Genomic DNA, 23,237 nt, shown 5'->3' on the forward strand with positions numbered 1-23,237 from the left:
GGCCAAGGTGAAATTATTTCAGTTTTATGACATACTGTCTGAATTTGGCAGTTTGGCGGACCTATTTAAAAGGAAAAGCCCCGCATTATTTTGCGGGGCTTTTCAGTATATGGCATTTTTCTTTTTCATTTTTTTGAAAGTTGCCTAATACTAATATTTGCTATCGTTTCTCGGCCAATCCTCTAGTCAGCCAGCCTCTTCTACTTGCTGTTGCCAGTGCGTAAGGCGTAATCCAGAATAATCCAAAGGTGTAAAAGATACTATAGGTATAGGCCCAAATGGCTTCTTTTGTTTCGTATTTGGATGAATAGAACAGGACTGAAAAAGTGGAGGTGATTAAAATACTCAATAGAGTAGATCCTAAAAATAGTAGGGGATGGGTCAAAACGAATAATAACATGAACAGTACAAAAGGAAAGCTCATCAAGATTCTTGTGGATTGACTTAAAAATAACAAACGACTTCCAAATTTGTTGCCTTCCCTAAAATTGGTAAATACATATTTTGCCATTGCAATGTTTTCTCTAACGTTGCTACGTCCCCATCTGATAAACATTTTGTAAAGACCTTTATATTGCTCTGGTACGTTGGTGTAAGCCACAGCATTTCTTTGGAACAATACATGTTTTCCCTGTTTTAAAATCATATTGGTCATGGCGCGGTCTTCACCAATATCTGAAGGTTGTCCCATAAAGGTTTGGTTGATCCATTCTGGTAGGCATTCATGAACGGACGTTTTTCTATAAGCAGCCAAAGCTCCAGGTGTACACAGTACTGAGTTTAAAGCACTTTCCGCAGATCGCACAAATTCAAAACTCATTACGAAGCTTACGTCCAACATTTTAGGAAGCATTTCCTTTTCGTTGTTCAATACACGTATGTTTCCTGCAACCGCCCCACAATCTTCATTGTTAACGAACGGACTCACTAGGTTTCTAAGCGTATCTGGTTCTACTACAGAATCACTGTCCACGGTTACAAAAATATCACCAGTTCCTATATTGAACCCACGGTACAACGCATGACGCTTTCCTTGGTTTTTAGGTTGTTTGTAAATGTCCAAACGATCTCCTAATCTCTTTTTAGCATCGACCATCCAGTCCCAAGTGTCATCCAAACTTCCATCATCAACGGCCAAAATCTGTAATTTGTCCTCAGGATAGTCGCTTTCAGCCAAACTTATTAGGGTATCCCAAACATGTTTACTTTCATTATAGGCAGGTACAATTACGGTACAGGTAGGCAATTCTTCATCATTCACAGAAGCAACGGGTTTGTACTTGAAATACTTGTAGGCAATAAAAAGGAAATAGAAAATTTTAAAAAAGAACAATACAGTGGCAATCGTTAGGAACGTTGCACCTACAATGCTCTGTCTACCCATTTCATTAAATTGTTCAAAATCGTTGTGGAATACTGAAAAGAAATACAATCCTATAAGGATGAGTATAAAAGTGCTTATTAAGGTTAGCTTATTATTGGGGTTTTCGCTGTTGGTCTTTAATTTGTTAAGAGTAAGTTTAATTGTCTCCATCTGTCATTCTATCATTTAATTAATACATAGGTTTTTAGATGCTATATGTACGGAGATGGATGTGGTTTAGATGTTTTTTGGGTTTATTTTAAGATAAAAGTTTTAAAACCGTAGGAAAGCAAATGTTAATAAAGAAAAAACCTCAAGTAAATAATTTTACTTGAGGTTTTATATGCACTAAGAAAGGGAATTGCTACTCTTTCTTGTCTTCTCTAGGTCTTCTGTCGTCACTACGGTTGTCACGATTACGGTTATCGCGTCCGCGGTTGTCTCGAGATCCTTTGTTGTCTCTGTTATTGTCTCTTGGAGGTCTTTCTTTGAAACCTTCTGGTTTTGGTAAGATTGCTTTGCGAGATACTTTTTCCTTTTTGGTTCTAGGATCGATTCCGAAGTATTTTACATCAAAAACATCGCCCATCTTTACAACGTCACTTACATTTTCAGTGCGTTCCCAAGCCAATTCGCTTACGTGTAACAAAACTTCGTTTCCTGGGGCTTCCATATATTCTACCACGGCACCAAAATCCAACATCTTGATTACTTTAACTTCGTAAACACTTCCTACTTGAGGTTTGAACAATAAGGAATCAATTTTAGCCAATACTTTGTCGATACCTTCTTGATCTGTTCCAAGGATTTCCACAATACCTTCTTCGGTAACAGGATCTTCATTGATAACAATCGTTGTTTTGGTTTCTTTTTGAAGTTCTTGGATAACTTTTCCTCCAGGTCCAATCAAGGCTCCAATAAATTCGTTTGGAATCACTCTTGTCACCATTTTAGGAGCATGAGGTTTCACATCTGCATTTGGAGTTTCGATAGTATCTGTTAGTTTTCCAAGGATATGTAAACGTCCATCACGAGCTTGTTTTAAGGCTTTTACCAAAATCTCGTAAGACAATCCTTTTACTTTAATGTCCATTTGGCAAGCAGTAATACCGTCAGCAGTACCAGTTACCTTAAAGTCCATATCTCCTAAGTGATCTTCGTCACCTAAAATATCTGATAATACAGCGTAGTTTCCAGTTTCAGCATCAGAAATCAATCCCATGGCGATACCTGAAACAGGTTTGATTAATTGCACACCAGCATCCATTAATGCCATTGTTCCGGCACATACGGTTGCCATAGAAGACGATCCATTACTTTCCAATACTTCAGAAACAACACGAACCGTGTAAGGACAGTCTGCTGGTACCATACGCTTAAGCGCACGTTGCGCCAAGTTTCCGTGTCCTACTTCACGACGAGACGTTCCTCTAATTGGACGGGCCTCACCAGTTGAGAAAGGAGGGAAGTTGTAGTGTAAATAGAAACGCTCTTCCCCTTCAAAAGACGGCATGTCAATCATGTTTGCTTCTCTTGAAGTTCCCAAAGTAACAGTAGCCAAGGCTTGAGTTTCCCCACGGGTGAATATGGAAGAACCGTGTGTAGATGGTAAATAATCTACTTCACACCAAATAGGACGGATGTCTGTAGTTTTACGTCCATCCAAACGCAATCCTTCGTTTAAGGTCAAGTCTCTTACAGCTGCTTTTTCAGCTTTGCTGTAATATTTTGAAACTAAGCCACCTATATCTTCTAATTCTTCTTCTGTAAATGTTGCTAAAATTTCTTCTTTGATTTCGGCAAATGCAGCGCCTCTTTCGTGTTTTGAAGAACCTGCTTTGGCTACGGCATATACCTTGTCGTAAGCCATGTCGTGAATTTTCTTAGCTAACTCTTCATCTTCTCTTTCAGGATCATATTCACGAGTTTCTTTTTTACCAAAAGCTTCAGCTAATTTTACTTGCGCTTCACACTGAACTTTGATAGCAGCATGTGCAAACTCGATTGCTTCAACCATTTCTTCTTCAGAAATCTCACTCATTTCACCTTCAACCATCATTACGGAATCAGCAGAAGCACCAATCACCATATCTATATCTGAAGCTTCCAATTGCGCTAAGCTAGGGTTGATGATCAATTCTCCGTCAACACGTCCTACACGTACTTCAGAAATAGGTGTTTCAAATGGAATGTCTGACAATTGAATTGCAGCAGAAGCTGCTAAACCTGCCATGGCATCTGGCATTACCTCTTCGTCATGAGACATTAACTGAATCATTACTTGGGTTTCGGCATGGTAATCTTTAGGGAATAGTGGACGTAATACACGGTCTACCAAACGCATGGTCAAAACTTCACCGTCACTAGGTCTTGCTTCTCTTTTGAAGAAACCTCCAGGATAACGCCCTGCGGCTGCGAATTTTTCGCGGTAATCTACTGTTAATGGTAAAAAGTCGACATCACTTTGTTGATAATTGGAAACAACAGTACATAAAAGCATGCATTTTCCTGATTGAACAACGACCGAACCATGGGCTTGTTTTGCCAATTTTCCGGTTTCGATAGAGATTTCTCTGCCATCTCCAAGGTCGATGACCTCTCTAAAAACTTGTGGAATCATAAATATTTTATTCTAATTAAACAATGGTCGTTGTGTTGTTGTAGTTGTTGTGATGACCAATGAAAAACTATTATGAGCTTCTTATACGAATTTTAAACTCTTTCGCTTGAGCTAATATATAAATAAAAAAAAGAGGCATAAAGCCTCTTTTCACAATTATTTTCTTAATCCTAATTCTTTAACGATAGCACGGTATCTTAAGATATCTTTCTTAGTCAAATAATCTAGCAAAGCACGACGCTTTCCTACCAATTTTACCAAAGAACGCTCAGTGTTAAAATCTTTACGATTCTTTTTTAAGTGTTCTGTTAAGTGGTTAATTCTGTAAGTGAACAATGCAATTTGCCCTTCAGCACTTCCTGTGTCATTTTTTCCAGCTCCGTGCTTTTCGAAGATTTCTTCTTTCTTTTCTTTAGTTAAATACATTCCAATATTGTTTTAATGATTTTTATGTACTATGAAAGGGTTTCTTTCAAGCGGCAAATATAGTAATTTTAAATCATTTATAAGATAATGATCCAAAAAATGATTTTTTAATAAAATTTACAAAGCTTCAAAAGACCCAATCATGAATTTATTCTACAATCAATCGTTTTGTCGCCAATACATCATTGCCATTTTTTAGACTTACCAAATAAATTCCTGCTTTTCCATCCAGGGTAATTTGTTTTAAGGTGGTACCATTGGTAACAGGAGTTTGTAAAATTGATCTTCCTGTCACATCAAAAATCTCAATATTGTCAACTTGAGTATCGTTGTTGAATTCAACGAAGAATGTTCCTGCGGAAGGGTTTGGGTACAAATGCATGCTATGAGCAATTGAAAGGTCATTTACGCTCAATGAATTGTCCATAGGAGCATTTCCAAATGAAATCAAAAACGAATTCACTTTTAGGTGAGGGTTGAAACCATCATTACAATCGGAGCAGGTTTCACCAGTTATACAGTTTGGGTTGTTAGGGTGGCAATAGTCAGTATAACTTTCATCAAAAACATATTCGAGGTCTACAGAGCTATTATTGATATACGGTGTCATATCATAATCAAAAAATTGGGCAATGCTTCCAGGGCACCATCCTGCTCTATTGTAATACCAAGTTCCAGCCTGTGGACTACAATTATCTGGGTTGGGATCACAATCTACCCAATTCAATTGTGTAAAGGTTTGCTCATCGTCTACCCAAATATGGTGGGTATTTTGTTTAAACTCTGCAGCATTTCCTGTGTTGGTACTTCCCCAACCATGACCAGTAGATACCAATTTAATTTTCGCAGATTGTGTGTTTTCAGGGAACGATTTTGTGAAATCTTCTGTAGGTTGCAAATTGGCCATGTCTCCAAATTGGTAAGTTCCGTTCCACAATTTTTGAATCTGGCTATAAGGGTTTTCTGGAGTCCCTGGCGTATAACTCAATTGTAGTGTGTAAAGGAAACCATTTCCTGTGGTTCCAAGATTCACTCTGAATTTTGTTTTTCCACTTAGTAGAGACATGAAATCCGTAAGGTCGATTTCGTGTTGGCAGCTTACGCCATAAGGAGTTAAATAACGGATAATTTCATACCATTGACCATCTTTACCCAATGCTTCAACAGAAGAAATTCTATCCCAAGGATCGCAACCTCCGTCTGGACAGTCTATAAAAAGGGTTCCGGTAATTTCATTATAGGCACCAACATAACTAGGTAAGTCTGTTTCAACCGTTACAGAAGGTACGTCGCCATATACCCAAACATCTTCTGTTGCATTCAATGTTTGCGTAGGTGTTGTTGAAGTCAAATTGAAGGTGCTGGTATGGCTTCCTTCTGCTCCAAAATTATTAGTAGAAGCAATCTCTAAGTCATGATTTCCAAAAGAGCTTGGTGTCCACCAGCCAGAATAATAACCGTTACCGTAGTTTGTCAAAGTTACTTCTTCACCATCAACGGTTGCAGTAATTGATGCAATTGAAAATAGTTCGGTATAAGGGATGTCTGCTCTAAAGGCAATTTGAATGGGCATTAAGCTTGAAGTATAGGCGTTTCCTGCTAAGGGATGTAATATTTCAGCTTCAGCCAAAACAGCATCTGGATCTAAAACCGCAAAGGTTATCAAGATGTCTTCTGCTGGCTCGTAGATGTCATTTCCAGGCTGACTAGCCTTGACGCTAACCTCTCCGGGCACTCCGTCAAGAGTAAGGATATCTCCATCAACTGTGGCTGGACCTGAAATTATTTCATAGGAAATAGGAAGATTGGAATTAACCGTTGCTTGAAGTTGAAATGGAGCATCTGTAATTAATTTTGAAGGAATTTGAGGGAAATTTATTGCTTGAAAAGTCGATTCCAATTCACCATTGAAATTCGAGGTTTCTCCATCGAGCGCAAAATTGTTTAAAGTCGCATTTTTATTTTCCTCTCCGCTAATGTCCATCAATTGTGTGATGCTAGTGTTGTTTCCCCCAGGAGTTCCTTGGTTGAATTTGTAATAAACTTGGAGATTCGCTTCATCGCCAGTCAATTCATTGGCAATCATGTCCTGAATTTCGGCTTGTGTCAAGGCTTTGTTCCAAAGGGATACTTCGTCGGCTCTTCCTGGAAATACAAAGTTGTAACTTGCAAGAATGGATTTCCCTATTGTAAAGGGTCTGTCGGTAGATGAAAATACACCGGATGCTGGGGTTGTTGCTATAGAAACACCGTCTATAAATAGTTCAAGGGAAGTTTGGTTATATACCCATGTAACATGCTGCCATTGGCCAGCTACAATAGTGCCGTCAGGAAGCGTGATATTATGAAACCCGGCTGTTGTCACCAATCTGCATTCAAGACCTCCATTAGGTTTTTGGTTGACATACATTTCGCCATCACCTGTTCCGCCACCTCTTATACCCATCATACCTTGGGCATATCCTAGTTCATCTGTATAGAACCAGCCTGCCATGGTAATAGTGTTACTGCCATTGATAAACTGTGCGCCGTTGGGTAAGGATGCATAATCATCAACACCGTCGAAGTGAAGATATTGATTGGATTGGGACATTCCCATAAAGAATGTCAAAAAAAGCAAGCTAAAAAGAAGTTTGCTTTTTAGGGAATAAAAGTAATTCATGTTAAAGATTAGGTTAATTGAACGGCAAGTTACCAATTAGGATATTTTTTACAAGAAATATTGGTAAGCTGTTCAGTTAAATCTTTTTAACATTGGATGAATTAGGAAAGGTATTGGAAGTGAATGGAAATAAAAAAGCGACCTAATTAGGTCGCTTTTTTATTATGCCCTTAAGGGCTTATTTGTGATTAAGTCAATGTATTGGTTGACTTTGTTTTTAAGATTCTTTCTGTGCGAAATAAAATCCAAGAAACCGTGTTCCAACAGGAACTCTGAAGTTTGGAATCCTTCAGGTAATTCCTGACCTGTGGTGTCTCTTACAATTCTAGGGCCAGCAAAACCAATCAAGGCTCCCGGCTCTGCAATGTTGATGTCTCCCAACATAGCGAATGACGCCGTAGTACCTCCAGTAGTTGGATCGGTACAAAGAGAAATGTAAGGGATTTTAGCTTCGGCCAATTGTGCCAACTTCACAGAAGTTTTAGCCAATTGCATTAAAGACAGCGCCGCTTCCATCATACGGGCACCTCCAGATTTGGAAATGATCATTAATGGGACATTGTTTTTAAGGGAATAATCGGCAGCGCGGGCAATTTTTTCACCAACAACGCTTCCCATAGAACCTCCAATAAACGCAAAATCCATACAGGCAACCACCAAGTCTTTCCCTTTCGATTTACCAACAGCTGTTCTTACAGCATCTTTTAATTTGGTCTTCTCTTGGGCCGACTTTAAACGGTCTGGGTATTTTTTGGTATCTTCAAATTTTAAAGGATCTTTAGAAGTTAGGTTTGCATCCAGTTCTTCAAACTTATTGTCATCGAATAAAATTTCGAAATACTCCTTGCTGCCAATTCTTACGTGATAATCGTCTTCTGGACTCACATAAAAATTCTTTTCCAACTCTTCTGTGTCTACAATTTTACCCGTAGGGGATTTGTACCAAAGACCTTTAGGAGTGTCCTTTTTTTCTTCGGTAGTGGTAGTAATCCCTTTTGTTTTTCTTTTAAACCAAGACATTAAAACTAATTTTAGTTAATTATTTCGGGTGCAAATTTATAAAGTATTTACATTATTAAGGTCTTCAAATGCCTTTTTTAATCTTTCAACAAACGTATTTTCTCCTGCACGCAACCAAACTCTAGGGTCGTAGAACTTTTTATTTGGTACATCATCACCTTCTGGGTTGCCAATTTGAGCCTGTAAATAGTCTTTGTTATCGGCCATGTAATCACGGATTCCGCTCATAAATGCATATTGCATATCGGTATCGATGTTCATTTTGATCACACCATATCCAATGGCTTCTCTAATTTCTTCAACTGTTGAACCAGAACCACCGTGGAATACAAAATCGATATGGTTGTGAGGTACATTGTATTTTTCAGAAATGTACTCTTGAGAGTTTTTAAGGATTTTTGGAGTCAATTTTACGTTACCAGGCTTGTAAACACCGTGAACGTTTCCAAAGGCAGCTGCAATGGTAAATTGATCGCTTACTTTGCTCAATTCTTCATAAGCATAAGCAACTTCTTCTGGTTGGGTGTAAAGTTTAGAGTCATCAACATCAGAATTGTCAACACCGTCTTCTTCTCCACCTGTAATTCCTAACTCAATTTCCAAGGTCATTCCCATCTTGCTCATACGCTCAAGGTAGGTTTTGCAAATTTCAATGTTTTCTTCAAGAGGCTCTTCACTTAAATCGATCATGTGGGAACTATAAAGAGGCTTTCCTGTTTCAGCAAAATGTTTTTCACTGGCATCCAATAGGCCATCAATCCAAGGCAATAGTTTTTTTGCACAGTGGTCTGTATGAAGAATTACTGGAACTCCATAAGCTACGGCCATTTCGTGAACGTGCTTGGCACCTGCAATAGATCCTGCAATCGCTGCTTTTTGACCTTCATTGCTTAATCCTTTTCCGGCGTTAAATTGCGCACCTCCGTTTGAGAATTGAATAATTACAGGGGCATTAAGTGCTGCCGCTGTTTCCAAAACACCATTGATAGTGTTGGAACCAATTACGTTTACTGCTGGAAGGGCAAACCCTTTTTCTTTTGCAAGTTTGAAAATTTCCTGAACTTCTTTTCCTGTAGCAACTCCTGCTTTGATATTGTGACTCATTTTTAGTGTATTTTATATTGAAATAATAAGTTCAAAAATAATCAATTTTTTGCACATCTTAGACTGAAATTGAGCATTGTTGCATCAAAATTGCACTACAACGTTATCGAAATGAAAGTGAAAAAAGGAATTAGAAAGGGTAGTTGATACCTATGTTGTAAACGGCATTTCCAAAATTGTAGTCTTTAAACCAACGCTCACCCAAATCGTATGAAGGATCATAGGTTTTAAACCCGATATCTCCCCTAAGAACAAAAAATGTAAAGTCGTAGCGCAACCCAAAACCAGAACCTACGGCAATGTCTTTTAAAGAGTCAACTCCACTAAACGTAGCTCTATCGTCATTTACGTTATCAGCAATGTTCCAGATATTTCCTGCGTCTACAAATAGGGCTCCGTTAAGGTTCCCCAAAACATTGAAGCGTTCCTCCAGACTCAAGGTGATTTTCATGTTGGCTTCGTTGAACTCATTAATGGATTGCGAGCTCCCGGGGCCCAAGTTGTAGGCAGTCCAGGCCCTGATGTCGTTAGGTCCTCCCGAAAAGAAACTCTTGGAGAAAGGAATACTGTTGGAGTTGCCATAGGGAATGGCCATTCCCAAATAACTACGCACGGCCACGATGTTCTTTTTGCCCAAATCCCAATATTTCACATAGTCCAGTTCTCCTTTCATATATTGGGAAAAAGCCACGCCAAGTATTTCGTATTGATCATTGGCATTTTTTTTAGAACCCGTCCATCTTGAAAAGGTGTTAAGTAGTGGGCCTGCAACCTCAAACTTAAATCGGAAGATAGAAAAATCATTATCCAAAAGGTTTTCACGTTTGTTCAATACATAATTGAAACTGGAGGCCAAAATCAAGTTGTTTTCTGTTAGTCTGTTTTGACGCTCACTGATGGCCGAAACGGTTTCAAAGTCATCGTCGCTTGGAGTTATAGAGGTGTTGCCGGCTAAAACATCGTTTATAAATTGGTCTGTTAGTCCTGGATAGGTCAAATCTTCTCCGTTGTTGTAATCGATGCTATTGGAAATATCATTAAGCGTATTGTACGAGTTTTGGTAAACTCCAAAATAGTTGTCGGGATTCAGGTTTTTTACAAATTGCAGATTGAAGAAATCCAAACTATTTGTGGTTCTTTTGGATGGGTTCCAATTGTAGTTTAAAGTACCGTTTAAGGTTTGTTTGTCCAATCCAATATTTCTTTGCGTGGTAGCTCCTACCGAAATACGGGTGCTTGGAGACATGTATTTTGGTATGATTTTATTGGTCCGTATTGGGAAAAATATGCGGGGAATGGTAAGTTTAATATTTCCTCCCGCTTCATTGATGTCGAAAAACTGGTCTTGGGAAATAGAAGCGTCTTTGGAGGACCCAATAGAACCCAAAGCGGACATTTCCAATGTTTCAGCACCCCTAAATACGTTACGAATTATCAATCCGCCACTTAATGAAAAACCAATGGTTTGGATGTTACTTTGAGTGACATTTATTTCATATCCAAGGTCATACTTTTTCTTTGGAGAAAGATAAATATTGGCAGTAAGTGTTGTATCCTGTGGGTTTTCTATATATTCAATGTTAGGGTATCTGAATACTTTGAGATCGGTTAAATAGCGGTAGGTCCTACTTCTGTCAAGGTCCCTGAAAAGTTCACCTTTAGAAATAAAAACAGCATCGGTAAGCGCTTTTGGGCGGTACCTTAATTTGCCATAACTGTAAAGTTTGTAGCCCTTATATTCTATAGAATCCAATGTTTCGGTTTCCTTATTAGTATAAGTGTGGTCTGTATAGATATTGACCTGTTTTATTTTGTATATTTTGAAAGGAACCCTTGCAATGGAATCCTCATAACGAATACTTCTATTTTTAATAATAAGGTCCGTAAATACCTTTTTTGAAGATCCAATGGTATCAATATCAAAAGTGATATAATCCTGACCGAAATGGAAAAGCCCAGAATTTCTCAAGGCCGATGTGAGGCGTTCCCTTTCGTTGGTGAAATTGGTTTCCTTGTACTGCTCTCCTGATTTTATAAGTGATTCCTTTTTTAAATTCTGATAAAGCGAATCCACAACTGGTGAGGCAATTTTCTCTGAAATGGAATCCAAAATATAGGGTTTTCCTGTTTCAACAAAATAGGTGACGCTAGCACGTCTGTTATCCGTTTTAGAAATACTGTATGAAGTTTGCACATCAAACCATCCGTTGCTAATAAAATATCGGCTAAGGTTGGTTGTGGTTTTTTCTGTTTTTGGCAAATCTACAATTACAGGTGCTTCACCTGTTTTTTTCAGCCAAGCATTAAAATCTAAACGGGATTGGACATCTTTATCCAATTGCTTTCTGGAAAGCAGCCTCGTTTTCCAAGCTAACTTTTTTGGATCGTTATAAATTTTGTCTTTAAGAATGGAGTCCAAGTTTGGCCTTGCCAAATTGTAAATGTGCAAGCGCAAAGGGTAGCCTAAAAGTTTTCCGTTAGGTTTTTGGTAATAGGAATTATTGATGGCCTCGGTGTTTACCTTTTTCCCATTTACCATAGTAGTGTTTCCCGAAAGAAGAAATTGATCTTCACCAACACGCTTCATCACATTACAGGATGCTAGTAGGTAAGCGAAGGTAAAGAAAACCAATATATATTTAAAAGTTTGCTTCAAACAGAAATCGTTATAAGGTCAATTTTATGGCATTGTTGCTGTAGCATATCAAAAATTACTCCAAAAAAGCATTACTTTGTACGGTAGTTACAACGATAACAAAAGTAAAGACATTTTGATGTTAACAAAGAGCCAAATAAAATTAATTACAAGTTTAGCACAAAAAAAGAACCGTATTAAGGAAGGTTTGTTTGTGGTGGAAGGGATCAAGGGGATTGGAGAGTTCTTAAATTCCTCTTTTGAACTTTATAAGTTGTATACTACTGGAACGGATTTTGGAGTTGCCTCGGAACAGGTTGTCTCTATATCTGAGCAAGAGTTGAAAAAGCTCAGTGCGTTAAAAACTCCCAATACTGCTTTGGCTCTATTTAGAATTCCTGAGTCGAAATCCATTAAAGAAGATGGCTTGATTGTGGCCCTTGATGATTTGAGAGATCCAGGGAATCTTGGCACGATCATTCGTTTGTGTGATTGGTTTGGTATTAGTGATTTGGTGTGCAGTTCGGCTACGGTGGATTGTTATAATTCCAAAGTAGTGCAGGCTACTATGGGCTCTTTGACCAGAGTGAATATTACGTATTTGGATTTGACTTCATTTTTGAAAAGTACACAATCAGAAGTTTTTGGAACCTTTATGGATGGGGACAATGTCTATAACCAAAACTTACCAGATAAAGGCATCTTGGTAATGGGAAATGAGGCTAACGGCATTTCTTCTGAAATTGAAGAAATAGTTCAGACTAAACTTAGTATCCCGCGTTACGGTAATTTGCAGGCTACCGAAAGCTTAAATGTGGCAACGGCAACGGCTATCTTCTTAAGCGAGTTTAGAAGAGGAAAGCAGTAAAGAATTTACGTTTCTATTGAAAGGTGAAATTAACAAATACCCCTCTGGTTTTCATGGTATGGACATTACCTGTCCAAGGGCTATTTGGATCCCTGTCCTGAATAATTTCATTGTTTAGGGCAAACACCCCTCTAATAGAAGGCGTAAACTTAAACCAGTACAAGTAAAAATCGACACCAAATCCCAGTTCGTAGAACATCATGTTTCTTTCCGATCTGAATTCCCCAACAGAATTGTCATCTGGGTTTTCTTGATTACTGGAAAGGTTAATGGCTGTAGAAACCCCACCAACGATAAACGGTTTAAAGTTGTTGATACGTTTGGTTGAAAATTTCAAAAGCAGAGGAAAATGTACATAAGTAGATTTTACTTCGCGAAGCAAATCTGAAGCGTTATAATCCATTCCTAAGAAATAGCTCGGGTCATATTGCAGGTTACGTTGCGTAATGTATAATCCTGGTTCAAAACGCAGGTTTAGGTATTCGGTAAGGCGTAAATCGGAAATCAAGCCTACGTTAAACCCTACGGTGTTGTCTACTAAAATGTCCTTTAAATCTTCTTCGTAGTTAAATTGATAATCATAACTGTTGAACCCTAAAAAGAACCCCCAACTTAGGCGCTGCTTGTCAAAATTTTCATTGTTCTTGATTTTTTCCTTCGTGAACAATTGGGCAGACGCTGCTTGGCTTAATAAGAACAAAGAGAGAATAAAAACTACTTTTTTCATTGAAAATTTAATTTACAATCAAAGGGTTCAAAAGGTGTCACATTATTTTTTGGAAGCGGAATAAATTGTAGCCGCTCCAAATGTTTGGGGTTTGTTACTGACATCTATAAACCCAATTTTACGCAAAATATTGTTTAGAGCTTCTCCATAAGGAAAAACCGAGGCAGATTCACTTAAATAAGCATACGCCGATTGGTCTTTTGAGAAGACCCTGCCAATGGTTGGTAAGATATATTTGGTATAAAATTTATAGCCTTGTTTAAAAGGTGTTTGGGTAGGAACCGAAGTTTCTAAAATCACAAAAACACCATTAGGTTTTAGTACTCTTAAAATTTCAGAAAGGCCTTGTTCCAGGTTTTCAAAATTGCGCACTCCAAAAGCTACGGTTATGGCATCAAACGTATTGTCTGGGAAAGGAAGGCTTTCAGAATCTCCCAAAACCATAGAAATAGTATCCTCAAGATTTTTTGCGGCAACTTTTTTGCGGCCCACTTCAAGCATACCATCACTAATGTCCAATCCAATAATTTCCTTGGCACCAGTTTTGGTAAGTGTAATGGCCAAGTCTCCAGTACCTGTGGCGATATCCAAAATTTTGTTGGGCTGCTTTTGAGCAACAATATCCACAACTTTATTGCGCCATTTAATGTCAATTCCAAAGGAAATCACTCGGTTAAGTCCGTCGTATTCTTTAGAAATGGTATCAAACATTTGGGTAACCTGTTGCTTTTTGTTCAGGTCACTGTCTTTATATGGCTTCACTTTTGTGGACATTCTATCTTTTTTTGGCAAAACTACATAAATTTTCATGGCTAATAGGCTTCAGGCAACCTAAAAATAAATGACGATAGAAGTTTTAAATGAGTTGGTGTGAATAAGTTATTGCTTCAGTAACATATGCTTAACTTCACGTATAATAGAGAAAAAGCTTTCGAAATAAAATTATACTATATTTGTTTAGCTATTTTTGAATGCTTTTGTTCCTTAATGGGAACAATTTTACAACCAATCGAACATTTTATTAATGGGCGTTCTTTTTACAGATCCCAGCTATTTTGAACAACTAAACGTTAACAAATGAAAATAATTATTGCAGGAGCAGGTGAAGTTGGGTTTCATTTGGCAAAATTATTATCCTACGAATCTCAAGAAATCACGCTTTTAGATACCGACAAAGAAAGTCTGGCCTATGCCAACAATCACTTGGATATTAAAGTGATTAGGGGAGATGCCACTTCCATTGCTATTTTAAAGGAAGCTAGGATTGACACTTCGGAATTGTTCATAGCAGTAACTTCTTCTGAAACCACTAATATCACCGCATGTGTTTTAGCCAAGCAATTGGGAGCCCAACGTACCATTGCTAGAATTGCCAATTCTGAATTTTTGGAGCAGAAAGATGAGGTTGGATTTACCAAGTTTGGGATTGACGAGTTGATTTCTCCAGAAGATTTGGCAGCCTCAGAAATTCAGTTGCTGTTGAATCAATACGCTTTTAACGATAGTTACGAATTTGAGGATGGCGCCTTAACGATGTTGAGTTTACGATTGTCCAGAAATGCAGCTTTTGTTGATAAAACCGTAAAAGAGGCGGCAGAAGTGTTGACCGAAATACATTTTGTGCCCATAGCCATTCAACGATATGGAACGCAATATACTATCATTCCTCGTGGAGACACGCTGTTTAAGGAAGGTGATAAAGTGGTATTTATTACTTCAAAAGGAGGTGACGATGAATTGTTTGAACTTTCTGGGAAGGTGAAAATAGATGTCCGGGATGTGATGATTCTGGGAGGAAGTAAAATTGGTTATAAAACCGCCAAGGATTTGTGCGCAAACAAGTTTAAGGTGAAGCTTATTGAAAAGGATAAGAATATTGCTTTTGAGTTGGCCGATGAATTGCCAAAGGCGCTTGTGATCAACGGAGATGGACGTAATGTGGAACTTTTGGAAGAAGAGAATATTGATGCTCAGGATGCCTTTATTTCTGTAACAGGAAATTCCGAGACCAATATCATGTCTTGTTTGGTGGCGAAATCAAAAGGAGTAAAGAAAACCATCGCATTGGTTGAGAATATGGACTATTTCCAATTGTCGCAATCCATTGGAATTGATACGTTGATTAATAAAAAGTTATTGGCGGCCAACAGTATTTTTAGATACATTAGAAAAGGAGAGATTGTGGCCATGACCAAGCTTAATAATATGAATGCCGAATTGGTGGAGTTTGTGGTAAATGAAAGTTCCAAAATCTGTAACAAGATGATTAAGGATCTTGACTTTCCGCGTTCTGCCATTATTGGAGGGGTAATTAGAGATGGTGAAGGAATGATTCCATTGGGAAGTTTCAAAATTTCTGATGGAGATAGGGTGGTAGTATGTTGTCTCCCAAGATCGATTGTCGAGGTTGAGAAATTTTTCTTTTAAAGAAGCTTATAAAAATGAAGAAACTCAACTATAAAATTATCTTTCACTTTTTTGGGCTGTTGCTGTTGTTTAATGGTGGGTTTATGCTCATTTCTGCACTTGTAAGTGCTTTGTATCATGAATCCGAAGCTTTGCGGATATTCATGTCTGGAATCCTTGTATTGCTGATAGGGACATTCTTGATGGTAAGTACAAGGAAGTACAACAAGGAAATGAATAAACGGGAAGGTTACATTATCGTGACTTTTGGGTGGATTGTGATGGCAGCTTCAGGAGCCTTGCCTTATTTGCTTACCGAAACTATTCCTACTTTCACAAGTGCTTTTTTTGAAACTATGTCTGGGTACACGACAACGGGAGCCACGATATTGAATGATATTGAAGTTGTTTCTAAAGGTGTATTGTTCTGGCGAAGTACCACGCATTGGATTGGAGGTATGGGGATTATTGTGCTTGCCATAGCCATTTTGCCGCTCTTGGGAATAGGAGGGATGCAGCTGTTTGCTGCCGAAGCCCCGGGGCCAAGTGCCGATAAATTGCATCCTCGTATTACCGATACGGCCAAACGCTTATGGTTGATTTATTTTGGATATACTGCCGCAGAAACTATTTTGCTTAAGGTAGCGGGCATGTCTTTTTTTGATGCCATTAACCATTCCATGAGTACACTTTCTACAGGAGGATTTTCAACAAAAAATGCTAGTGTAGCCTATTGGAATGGTCAACCTTTGATACAGTACATTATCATTCTTTTCATGTTTTTGGCAGGAACCAACTTCGTGTTGAGTTATTTTGTGTTCAAAGGTACCGTGCAAAAGGCAATTAGAGATGAGGAATTTCGACTGTATTTTAAGTTCGTAACGGCTTTTACGATTATTGCCGCTGTAATCATATACTTTAGGGCAGATTTGGGAATTTCGTCCATTGAGCACCCAATGGTATGGGGACGTGCAGAAAGTTCGTTTAGGCATGCTCTATTTCAGGTGTTGACCGTAATTACCACAACAGGATTCATCACAGCCGACTATACGCTTTGGACGCCATTTTTGGTAGTGTTTTTCTTTGGATTGATGTTTTTGGGTGGTTCTGCAGGAAGTACCTCAGGAGGCGTGAAAGTAGTAAGGCATCTTATCTTGATCAAGAATGGCTTTTTGGAGTTCAGAAGAGCTTTGCATCCCAATGCGGTATTGCCCGTGAGATATAATACCAAATCTATTCAAGGGGATATTGTATTTAATATTTTAGGATTCTTTATCCTGTATATGTTGGCGTTTATTGTTGGAGGCTTAGGTTTTTCGATGTTTAAACTTGATTTCGAATCCTCTATTGGTTTGGCAGCGTCCAGTTTGGGTAATATTGGGCCTGCACTGGGGAAATTTGGCCCAGTAAATAATTATGCTGCATTACCTATGTTAGGGCAATGGTGGGCTTCCTTTTTAATGCTTTTAGGGAGATTAGAGCTCTTTACGGTCCTTATCCTTTTAACTCCTTTCTTTTGGAGGAATAGATAAATAATTAAGCGGTCTAAGATTTTTATAAGTGCTTGTTTTTTTTCTGTTAGACGATTGTGAATTAATGGTCTATGTAACAAAACATATTTTTTAGCGTCATATGATATGTAATCAATTAATCAATTATCATGAAAACGTTAAACGCTGCACAAGATTTGGAACCTTTCCCCTTTTGGGTAAAGGAAAACAATTTAGGTTTGTTGAATTCTGAGTACAAACAAAGTGCAAGAACCAATTTTACTCAATATTCATACAATAAGTTATTCAGTTGTAGAAGTCGTATAGAGAAACGTTTGTTTTTCAGGACTTCGGATGCTGCTACGATACTAAGAGTGATTCTCTTCTTTCTCGTATTTATTTTACTTTTTAAATAGACTTGGTTTTCATCCAAGTTTTCTAATTGTTTTGTGATCATCACGGTTCGTGGATTGATGTAGGGGAGTTTTTGTTCATATTTAAGTTTCACCTTTTAAATCTTCATTATGAGCTTTGGATCAATGCAAGGAGCTATTACTTCTATCAACAATAATAGAAAACTGTTATCAAAACGCGATAAACTTAAAAATAGGTTGGGAGGCGGCAATAAATCCAAAAAGGTTTATGAATTTCCAGAAGCTTCACCTGAAATGTTAAATGGTATTAAAGAAAAGATTTTGTTGGAAAGGAAGCAGCGTGATTTGAAAATCAAAATTGTTTTTACCGTAGGATTTGTCATCCTGTGTGCTCTGTTTGTCTACGTTATGTTCTAAAACAAAAGCATCCGTAACTTTAAAAGTACGGATGCTATATATATGATCAGAAATAATTCTGTTTCTAGCTTAAAGCAGCTTTAATACGCTTGAGGGCTTCAACAATTTGTTCTTGCGAGGCTGCATAAGAAATTCTAATGCAATCTGCATTTCCAAAGGCTTCTCCAGTTACCGTTGCTACGTGCGCTTCTTCAAGCAAGTACAATGAAAAATCTGTAGCATTGTTGATGGTTTTTCCTCTTAAGGTTTTTCCAAAGTAGTAAGACACGTTAGGGAATACATAAAAAGCGCCTTCAGGAACATTGGTTTTGAAACCTTCAATTTCGTTAAGAAGATCCAAGATCAAGTCTCTTCTCACTTTGAACTCATCAACCATATATTGAATACGCTCTGGCGATTCGTTTAAAGCTGTAATGGTGGCTCTTTGTGCAATACAATTGGTTCCAGAAGTAATCTGTCCCTGCATTTTAGTACACGCTTTGGCAATCCATTCCGGAGCACCGATATATCCAATTCTCCATCCAGTCATAGCAAATGCCTTAGCAACACCGTTAACAGTAATAGTACGGTCGTACATACTTGGTATTGCTGCGAAACTGAAGTTTTTGGCTCCGTAGTTAATGTGCTCGTAAATCTCATCCGAAAGGATGAAAATATCTGGATATTTCTCCAAAACTTCGGCTAAAGCACGGTATTCACTTTCGCTATAAATAGTGCCACTTGGGTTGTTTGGAGAGTTGAAAAATACCATTTTGGTCTTAGGAGTAATGGCTTCTTCCAATTGTTGAGGTGTGATTTTAAAATCGTTCTCAATGGTAGAAGGAATTTCCTTGAAAGTTGCTTCGCATAAGGTTGCAATAGCAGAATAACTTACCCAATAAGGAGCAGGTAAAAGTACTTCGTCCCCAGGGTTAAGCAATACTTGCGCTACATTGGCAATAGACTGTTTGGCTCCGGTAGAAACAACAATTTGGCTAGGTTTGTAATCTAGATTGTTGTCTCTTTTAAACTTTAGGATAATGGCGTCTTTTAATTCGGCATAACCGTCTACCGGTGAATACGAATTATAATTGTCATTAATGGCTTGGATAGCGGCCTCCTTAATAAAGTCTGGAGTGTTAAAATCTGGTTCTCCCAAGCTCAATCCAATAATATCGATTCCTTGGGTTTTTAATTCTCTAGCCTTGGCTGCCATGGCCAAGGTGGCGGAAGTAGGCAGACTGTTGATTCTGTCTGAAAGATGGTTTTTCATGTAAAAATCTGATTATGCTTGTAGTGCAGGCTTCATTCCCATTTCCTTTAAAAACCTGAAGTGGGCGATTATTGCTTTTCGTGTAGATTTATATTCGTTATAAGGTAAATTGAATTCTTTTGCGGTTTCCTTCACAATTTTTGAAATATTAAAATAGTGCACATGGCTAATGTGAGGGAAAATATGATGCTCAACCTGATGGTTAAGTCCTCCGGTGAACCAGTTAACCAATTTGTTGGTTCTACCGAAGTTAACGGTAGTTTTCAACTGGTGGATGGCCCAGGTGTTTTTCATGGTGCCATCTTCTTCGGGAAGTGGCATTTCGGCCTCGTCCATAACGTGTGCCAACTGGAATACAACACTAAGAATAAGTCCCGCTACATAGTGCATTACAAAAAATCCTAAAAGGATCTTCCACCAAGCGATATCTAGAATCAACATTGGAATAACAATCCAGATGCACATATAAATGATTTTTGAAATTACCAATTTACTCCAGTTCCAAACAGGGTTTGGGAATTTTCCATAGGATAGTTTACGTTTCATGTAACGTTTCATTTGCATCCAATCTGTAGTGATGGCCCAGTTAAGGGTCAGCAAACCATAGAGAAAAATAGAATAATAATGTTGAAACTTATGGTAACGTTTCCACTTGGTGTGTTTTGAAAAGCGTAAAATACGTCCCGCATCCAAATCTTCATCATGACCATGAATGTTAGTGTATGTATGGTGCAATACATTGTGCTGAACTTGCCAATTGTATACGTTTCCTGCCAAGATATAAATACTGCTTCCCATTAAGCGGTTGACCCATTCTTTATTTGAAAAGGCACCGTGGTTACCATCGTGCATCACGTTCATACCAATACCAGCCATTCCAATTCCCATAATAACTGTGAACAACAATTGTAGCCAGCCAGGGATATCTAGGGTCAACAGTAAAAAGTAAGGGGTTAAAAAGATGGCAAACATCACTATGGTTTTAACCCAAATCTTCCAGTTACCTGTACGCTTAATATTATTTTCTTTAAAATAATCGTTGACGCGTTTGTTTAAAGTTCTAAAAAACTTGGCTGAATCTGTTCTTGAAAATGATAATGTTTGCTTTGTCATAAGGCATTAATTCAATAATACACCAGTAAAATTCAGTGTAATGTTTGAAAATGCAAATATAATTAATAAACGGCTGTAAAGGGTTATGAAAAACCTAAAAATTATCCACACAAAAATGTCTACTTTTGTAGAAAATTTAGATAGATGGAGCTTATTAAGTATTATTTTCCAGACTTGACAGAGCAGCAGATAGCGCAGTTTGAAAAGTTGGAAACCCTGTACCAGGATTGGAACCTAAAAATTAATGTGGTTTCCCGAAAGGATATAGATGAATTGTATTTGCGTCATGTGCTGCACTCATTAGGGATAGCCAAGGTTATGCAGTTCAAGCCAGGTGCAAATGTATTGGATGTGGGTACAGGAGGAGGATTTCCAGGAATTCCATTGGCTATTATGTTTCCTGAAACCAATTTTCATTTAGTAGATAGCATTGCCAAAAAGTTGAAGGTGGTGAATGAAGTGGTAGAAGGTTTGGGGATTACTAATGTGAGAACTACCCATAGCAGGGTAGAAGAGATTGATGAACAGTTTGATTTTATTGTCAGCCGTGCCGTGGCGATTATGCCAACCTTCGTGCATTGGGTAAAAGGAAAGATTGCCAAACCTCAAAATCATGAGCTGAAAAATGGTGTTTTGTATTTAAAGGGAGGAGATCTAAGTGAAGAACTGGAAAGCTATAAAACCGCTACCATTTACAATTTGAGTGATTATTACAAAGAAGATTTTTATGATACCAAAAAGGTGGTTCATCTTCCATTGAAATATAAAGGTTGATTACTTAAGATTTAAAGCATAAAAAAAACCAGAGCAGTGCTCTGGTTTTTTTTATGTCTATATGTGACTAAAAATTAGTCTTCGATAACGATATTTTCTCCAATTTGAGAGCCAACAACATTTAATACATGTCCATCAGCATCCGTTACAAAAACAGCTAAGTGAATGTTTGTCGCATCATAAATGCTAGGATCCAACTCGAATGAGTAATTTTTAACATACAAGTTGCTTTCTGTATCTAAGTCAGAAGCAGAAATCTCTTCTCCAAATAATCCTGTAGGTACTTGTCTAAGTACATTTTCGTGAACGAAATCAGTTAGGTAATCAGCTCCACCATAATAATCAGTATAGTTAGTTTGGTCTGCAATTAGATTGTCCTCCATAACGTATACTACTAAGCTTACTCCTTCTAGATCACCTAAAATATCCATTCCAGCAGAAAGGCTTAGTGTAGTTCCATTTAATTCAGAAGTTAATGAAAGAGCAGCTCTAGATGGCTTTTCTGATAAGTTTACAACTTGGTTTACGTTGTTAGGCTCTGGGTAGTCCCATTCAGTTCTACGGTTAAGCATTGCTGTTGGATATCCCCCTAAATCAATGTAATCTTCCAAGTCTTCAGCAGGGTAGTTGAATGGATCATAATAGCTTCCACTAGCTGCACCTCTGTGGATAGCAGCTACAACTGCATTTTCGGTTTCTCCCTCAACAAGTTCAATCCCGTAAGCAACACGTGGACACCATCCACACCAAGTACCTGTGTAATCTTCTACAAGTACTTTTCTAGAATATCCTACAATTACTTGGGCTTCATTACTTCCTAAAGTGCCTTTTGTTGCTGTAATAACGTCAACACCTCTCTCATCTGCTGTATATGTATTTCCTGAAATTTCAACACCGTTTACATAAAATGTTGATTCTGAAGTTAAGTCACTACCTGTGTTTCCGATAGCCGTAAAGGTAACCACATCACCAGGGAAAACAATTTCTTTGTCCGTACTTAAAATAAGAGAAGAAACAGTTATAGAAATATTGTTACTAGTGTCACCTCCAAGTTTTGCATTAACAACAAAAGTACCCGGTTGTGTTGGAGTATACGTAGATTCGGTAATGGCTACTCCAGAAAAATAGATGGTAGACTCGTTAGTAACATCTGCATTATTGCTATCTGTAACTGTAAAAGTAACGGAATCACCTAGGTTAATTGCATTGTTGTCTACTGAAAGAGTAAGTGTTGCTCCCTGACCTTGTCCACTGTCATCGTCCGATGATCCACAGGAAAAAAAAGCGGAAGATACAACTAACAGAAATAACTGTAATAAACGTGTTGTTTTCATAATATTATATTAGGGTTAAATTTTCAAAGTGCCGAATATAAATATTTTGTGGTGAAAAATCACCTTAACTGTTAAATTTTATAAAAAAAACATAGTGATGGGGATATTATTTAAAAAAAATTAACTTTGCCGGTAAATTTTTCAAAATCCCTACTAAATGAAATCCTTAACAACCTTATTTTTTTTAATAGCTTTTAGTCTTTCAGCAGCAGCACAAGATGTTTTGCCAAACTTGCAACTGGAAAACCTTAACGGAGAGACCGTTGCTTTGCAGGATATTTCTAAAAATGGCCAACTTGTGGTAGTGTCTCTATGGGCTACTTGGTGTGTGCCTTGCAAAAATGAATTGGATGCCATTGGCGAAATTTATGAAGACTGGGTGGATGAGACAAATGTGAAATTGTATGCTATTTCTGTAGACGATTCACGTACGGTAAAGCGAGTAAAGCCCTTGGTGAATGGAAAGGGTTGGGAGTTTCAAGTGCTATTGGATACCAACGGCGATTTGAAAAGACAATTGAATGCGCCTACCATTCCGGTAACCCTTTTGGTTAAGGATAATAAAATTCTTTACAGACATTCTGGTTATACACCTGGAAGTGAAGAAGAACTATACGAAAAAATAAAAGAATTCTCTAAATAGCAATTAACC

19 protein-coding genes are annotated in these 23,237 nt (G+C 37.9%); 7 read left to right on the forward strand and 12 right to left on the reverse strand.

Going from position 1 to position 23,237, the window contains the following annotated elements; genetic code table 11:
* Window positions 1–160: 160 nt before the first annotated feature.
* The 7 genes from AC6I5C_RS05225 to tamL all read right to left on the reverse strand — a co-directional run bounded on the left by AC6I5C_RS05225 (window position 161) and on the right by tamL (window position 11,851).
* The gene (locus tag AC6I5C_RS05225; protein ID WP_497904249.1) at window positions 161–1,534 is read right to left on the reverse strand and encodes a glycosyltransferase family 2 protein; all 1,374 of its coding nucleotides are present in this window, start codon (window positions 1,532–1,534) and stop codon (window positions 161–163) included.
* 193 nt (window positions 1,535–1,727) lie between these two features.
* Window positions 1,728–3,983 carry a polyribonucleotide nucleotidyltransferase gene (locus tag AC6I5C_RS05230; protein WP_497904250.1) on the reverse strand — a complete coding sequence of 752 codons (2,256 nt, stop codon included), beginning with the start codon at window positions 3,981–3,983 and terminating at the stop codon, window positions 1,728–1,730.
* Between the two features lie 156 nt (window positions 3,984–4,139).
* Window positions 4,140–4,409 carry a 30S ribosomal protein S15 gene (gene rpsO, locus AC6I5C_RS05235; RefSeq protein WP_053976048.1) on the reverse strand — a complete coding sequence of 90 codons (270 nt, stop codon included), beginning with the start codon at window positions 4,407–4,409 and terminating at the stop codon, window positions 4,140–4,142.
* A 148-nt stretch (window positions 4,410–4,557) separates the two neighbouring features.
* Window positions 4,558–7,071, reverse strand: a complete 2,514-nt coding sequence (locus AC6I5C_RS05240; RefSeq protein WP_497904251.1) for a LamG-like jellyroll fold domain-containing protein — start codon at window positions 7,069–7,071, stop codon at window positions 4,558–4,560.
* A gap of 162 nt (window positions 7,072–7,233) precedes the next feature.
* Window positions 7,234–8,091: an acetyl-CoA carboxylase, carboxyltransferase subunit beta gene (accD, locus tag AC6I5C_RS05245; RefSeq protein WP_497904252.1), complete on the reverse strand. Its 858-nt coding sequence runs from the start codon at window positions 8,089–8,091 to the stop codon at window positions 7,234–7,236.
* Between the two features lie 36 nt (window positions 8,092–8,127).
* Window positions 8,128–9,195, reverse strand: a complete 1,068-nt coding sequence (fbaA, locus tag AC6I5C_RS05250) for a class II fructose-bisphosphate aldolase (protein WP_053976045.1) — start codon at window positions 9,193–9,195, stop codon at window positions 8,128–8,130.
* A gap of 130 nt (window positions 9,196–9,325) precedes the next feature.
* Window positions 9,326–11,851 carry a translocation and assembly module lipoprotein TamL gene (gene tamL / locus AC6I5C_RS05255; RefSeq protein WP_497904253.1) on the reverse strand — a complete coding sequence of 842 codons (2,526 nt, stop codon included), beginning with the start codon at window positions 11,849–11,851 and terminating at the stop codon, window positions 9,326–9,328.
* Between the two features lie 118 nt (window positions 11,852–11,969).
* On the opposite strand from tamL, the gene AC6I5C_RS05260 reads away from it, so the two are divergent.
* Window positions 11,970–12,698 (forward strand): TrmH family RNA methyltransferase, encoded by a 729-nt coding sequence (locus AC6I5C_RS05260; protein WP_497904254.1) that lies wholly within the window; start codon window positions 11,970–11,972, stop codon window positions 12,696–12,698.
* A 13-nt stretch (window positions 12,699–12,711) separates the two neighbouring features.
* On the opposite strand, the gene porT is transcribed toward AC6I5C_RS05260, so the two are convergent.
* Window positions 12,712–13,425 carry a type IX secretion/gliding motility protein PorT/SprT gene (gene porT / locus AC6I5C_RS05265; protein WP_497904255.1) on the reverse strand — a complete coding sequence of 238 codons (714 nt, stop codon included), beginning with the start codon at window positions 13,423–13,425 and terminating at the stop codon, window positions 12,712–12,714.
* A gap of 42 nt (window positions 13,426–13,467) precedes the next feature.
* A complete protein-coding gene (gene ubiE / locus AC6I5C_RS05270; RefSeq protein ID WP_076663018.1) occupies window positions 13,468–14,199 on the reverse strand; it encodes a bifunctional demethylmenaquinone methyltransferase/2-methoxy-6-polyprenyl-1,4-benzoquinol methylase UbiE in 732 nt (243 codons plus the stop codon).
* 303 nt (window positions 14,200–14,502) lie between these two features.
* On the opposite strand from ubiE, the gene trkA reads away from it, so the two are divergent.
* From trkA to AC6I5C_RS05290, 4 genes are all read left to right on the forward strand, one after another.
* Window positions 14,503–15,852, forward strand: coding sequence for a Trk system potassium transporter TrkA (gene trkA / locus AC6I5C_RS05275; RefSeq protein ID WP_497904256.1), 1,350 nt, complete (start codon window positions 14,503–14,505; stop codon window positions 15,850–15,852).
* A 14-nt stretch (window positions 15,853–15,866) separates the two neighbouring features.
* Window positions 15,867–17,363: a TrkH family potassium uptake protein gene (locus tag AC6I5C_RS05280; RefSeq protein ID WP_053976040.1), complete on the forward strand. Its 1,497-nt coding sequence runs from the start codon at window positions 15,867–15,869 to the stop codon at window positions 17,361–17,363.
* A gap of 128 nt (window positions 17,364–17,491) precedes the next feature.
* Window positions 17,492–17,737 (forward strand): hypothetical protein, encoded by a 246-nt coding sequence (locus AC6I5C_RS05285; RefSeq protein ID WP_497904257.1) that lies wholly within the window; start codon window positions 17,492–17,494, stop codon window positions 17,735–17,737.
* A gap of 108 nt (window positions 17,738–17,845) precedes the next feature.
* A complete protein-coding gene (locus tag AC6I5C_RS05290) occupies window positions 17,846–18,112 on the forward strand; it encodes a hypothetical protein (protein ID WP_076662235.1) in 267 nt (88 codons plus the stop codon).
* A 64-nt stretch (window positions 18,113–18,176) separates the two neighbouring features.
* On the opposite strand, the gene AC6I5C_RS05295 is transcribed toward AC6I5C_RS05290, so the two are convergent.
* Together AC6I5C_RS05295 and AC6I5C_RS05300 are read right to left on the reverse strand one after the other, a co-directional pair.
* Window positions 18,177–19,364 (reverse strand): pyridoxal phosphate-dependent aminotransferase, encoded by a 1,188-nt coding sequence (locus tag AC6I5C_RS05295; protein ID WP_205625692.1) that lies wholly within the window; start codon window positions 19,362–19,364, stop codon window positions 18,177–18,179.
* 12 nt (window positions 19,365–19,376) lie between these two features.
* Window positions 19,377–20,477, reverse strand: coding sequence for a fatty acid desaturase family protein (locus AC6I5C_RS05300; protein WP_497904258.1), 1,101 nt, complete (start codon window positions 20,475–20,477; stop codon window positions 19,377–19,379).
* Window positions 20,478–20,621: 144 nt separating this feature from the next.
* On the opposite strand from AC6I5C_RS05300, the gene rsmG reads away from it, so the two are divergent.
* Entirely contained in the window at window positions 20,622–21,251 is a 630-nt protein-coding gene (gene rsmG, locus AC6I5C_RS05305) for a 16S rRNA (guanine(527)-N(7))-methyltransferase RsmG (RefSeq protein WP_497904259.1), read from the forward strand.
* Window positions 21,252–21,325: 74 nt separating this feature from the next.
* On the opposite strand, the gene AC6I5C_RS05310 is transcribed toward rsmG, so the two are convergent.
* Window positions 21,326–22,585, reverse strand: a complete 1,260-nt coding sequence (locus AC6I5C_RS05310; protein WP_497904260.1) for an Omp28-related outer membrane protein — start codon at window positions 22,583–22,585, stop codon at window positions 21,326–21,328.
* Window positions 22,586–22,742: 157 nt separating this feature from the next.
* Between AC6I5C_RS05310 and AC6I5C_RS05315 the strand changes: the two genes are divergently transcribed.
* Complete coding sequence (locus AC6I5C_RS05315; RefSeq protein WP_497904261.1) at window positions 22,743–23,228, forward strand: TlpA family protein disulfide reductase; 486 nt, start codon at window positions 22,743–22,745, stop codon at window positions 23,226–23,228.
* Window positions 23,229–23,237 lie beyond the last annotated feature (9 nt).

Source organism: Mangrovimonas sp. sgz306409 (assembly GCF_059735265.1).

Bases quoted from the DNA above. Each gene is read 5' to 3' on its own strand.
- AC6I5C_RS05225 (WP_497904249.1), bottom strand. From the start codon at position 1,534: ATGGAGACAATTAAACTTACTCTTAACAAATTAAAGACCAACAGCGAA.
- AC6I5C_RS05230 (WP_497904250.1), bottom strand. From the start codon at position 3,983: ATGATTCCACAAGTTTTTAGAGAGGTCATCGACCTTGGAGATGGCAGA.
- rpsO (WP_053976048.1), bottom strand. From the start codon at position 4,409: ATGTATTTAACTAAAGAAAAGAAAGAAGAAATCTTCGAAAAGCACGGA.
- AC6I5C_RS05240 (WP_497904251.1), bottom strand. From the start codon at position 7,071: ATGAATTACTTTTATTCCCTAAAAAGCAAACTTCTTTTTAGCTTGCTT.
- accD (WP_497904252.1), bottom strand. From the start codon at position 8,091: ATGTCTTGGTTTAAAAGAAAAACAAAAGGGATTACTACCACTACCGAA.
- fbaA (WP_053976045.1), bottom strand. From the start codon at position 9,195: ATGAGTCACAATATCAAAGCAGGAGTTGCTACAGGAAAAGAAGTTCAG.
- AC6I5C_RS05260 (WP_497904254.1), top strand. From the start codon at position 11,970: ATGTTAACAAAGAGCCAAATAAAATTAATTACAAGTTTAGCACAAAAA.
- porT (WP_497904255.1), bottom strand. From the start codon at position 13,425: ATGAAAAAAGTAGTTTTTATTCTCTCTTTGTTCTTATTAAGCCAAGCA.
- ubiE (WP_076663018.1), bottom strand. From the start codon at position 14,199: ATGTCCACAAAAGTGAAGCCATATAAAGACAGTGACCTGAACAAAAAG.
- trkA (WP_497904256.1), top strand. From the start codon at position 14,503: ATGAAAATAATTATTGCAGGAGCAGGTGAAGTTGGGTTTCATTTGGCA.
- AC6I5C_RS05280 (WP_053976040.1), top strand. From the start codon at position 15,867: ATGAAGAAACTCAACTATAAAATTATCTTTCACTTTTTTGGGCTGTTG.
- AC6I5C_RS05285 (WP_497904257.1), top strand. From the start codon at position 17,492: ATGAAAACGTTAAACGCTGCACAAGATTTGGAACCTTTCCCCTTTTGG.
- AC6I5C_RS05290 (WP_076662235.1), top strand. From the start codon at position 17,846: ATGAGCTTTGGATCAATGCAAGGAGCTATTACTTCTATCAACAATAAT.
- AC6I5C_RS05295 (WP_205625692.1), bottom strand. From the start codon at position 19,364: ATGAAAAACCATCTTTCAGACAGAATCAACAGTCTGCCTACTTCCGCC.
- AC6I5C_RS05300 (WP_497904258.1), bottom strand. From the start codon at position 20,477: ATGACAAAGCAAACATTATCATTTTCAAGAACAGATTCAGCCAAGTTT.
- rsmG (WP_497904259.1), top strand. From the start codon at position 20,622: ATGGAGCTTATTAAGTATTATTTTCCAGACTTGACAGAGCAGCAGATA.
- AC6I5C_RS05310 (WP_497904260.1), bottom strand. From the start codon at position 22,585: ATGAAAACAACACGTTTATTACAGTTATTTCTGTTAGTTGTATCTTCC.
- AC6I5C_RS05315 (WP_497904261.1), top strand. From the start codon at position 22,743: ATGAAATCCTTAACAACCTTATTTTTTTTAATAGCTTTTAGTCTTTCA.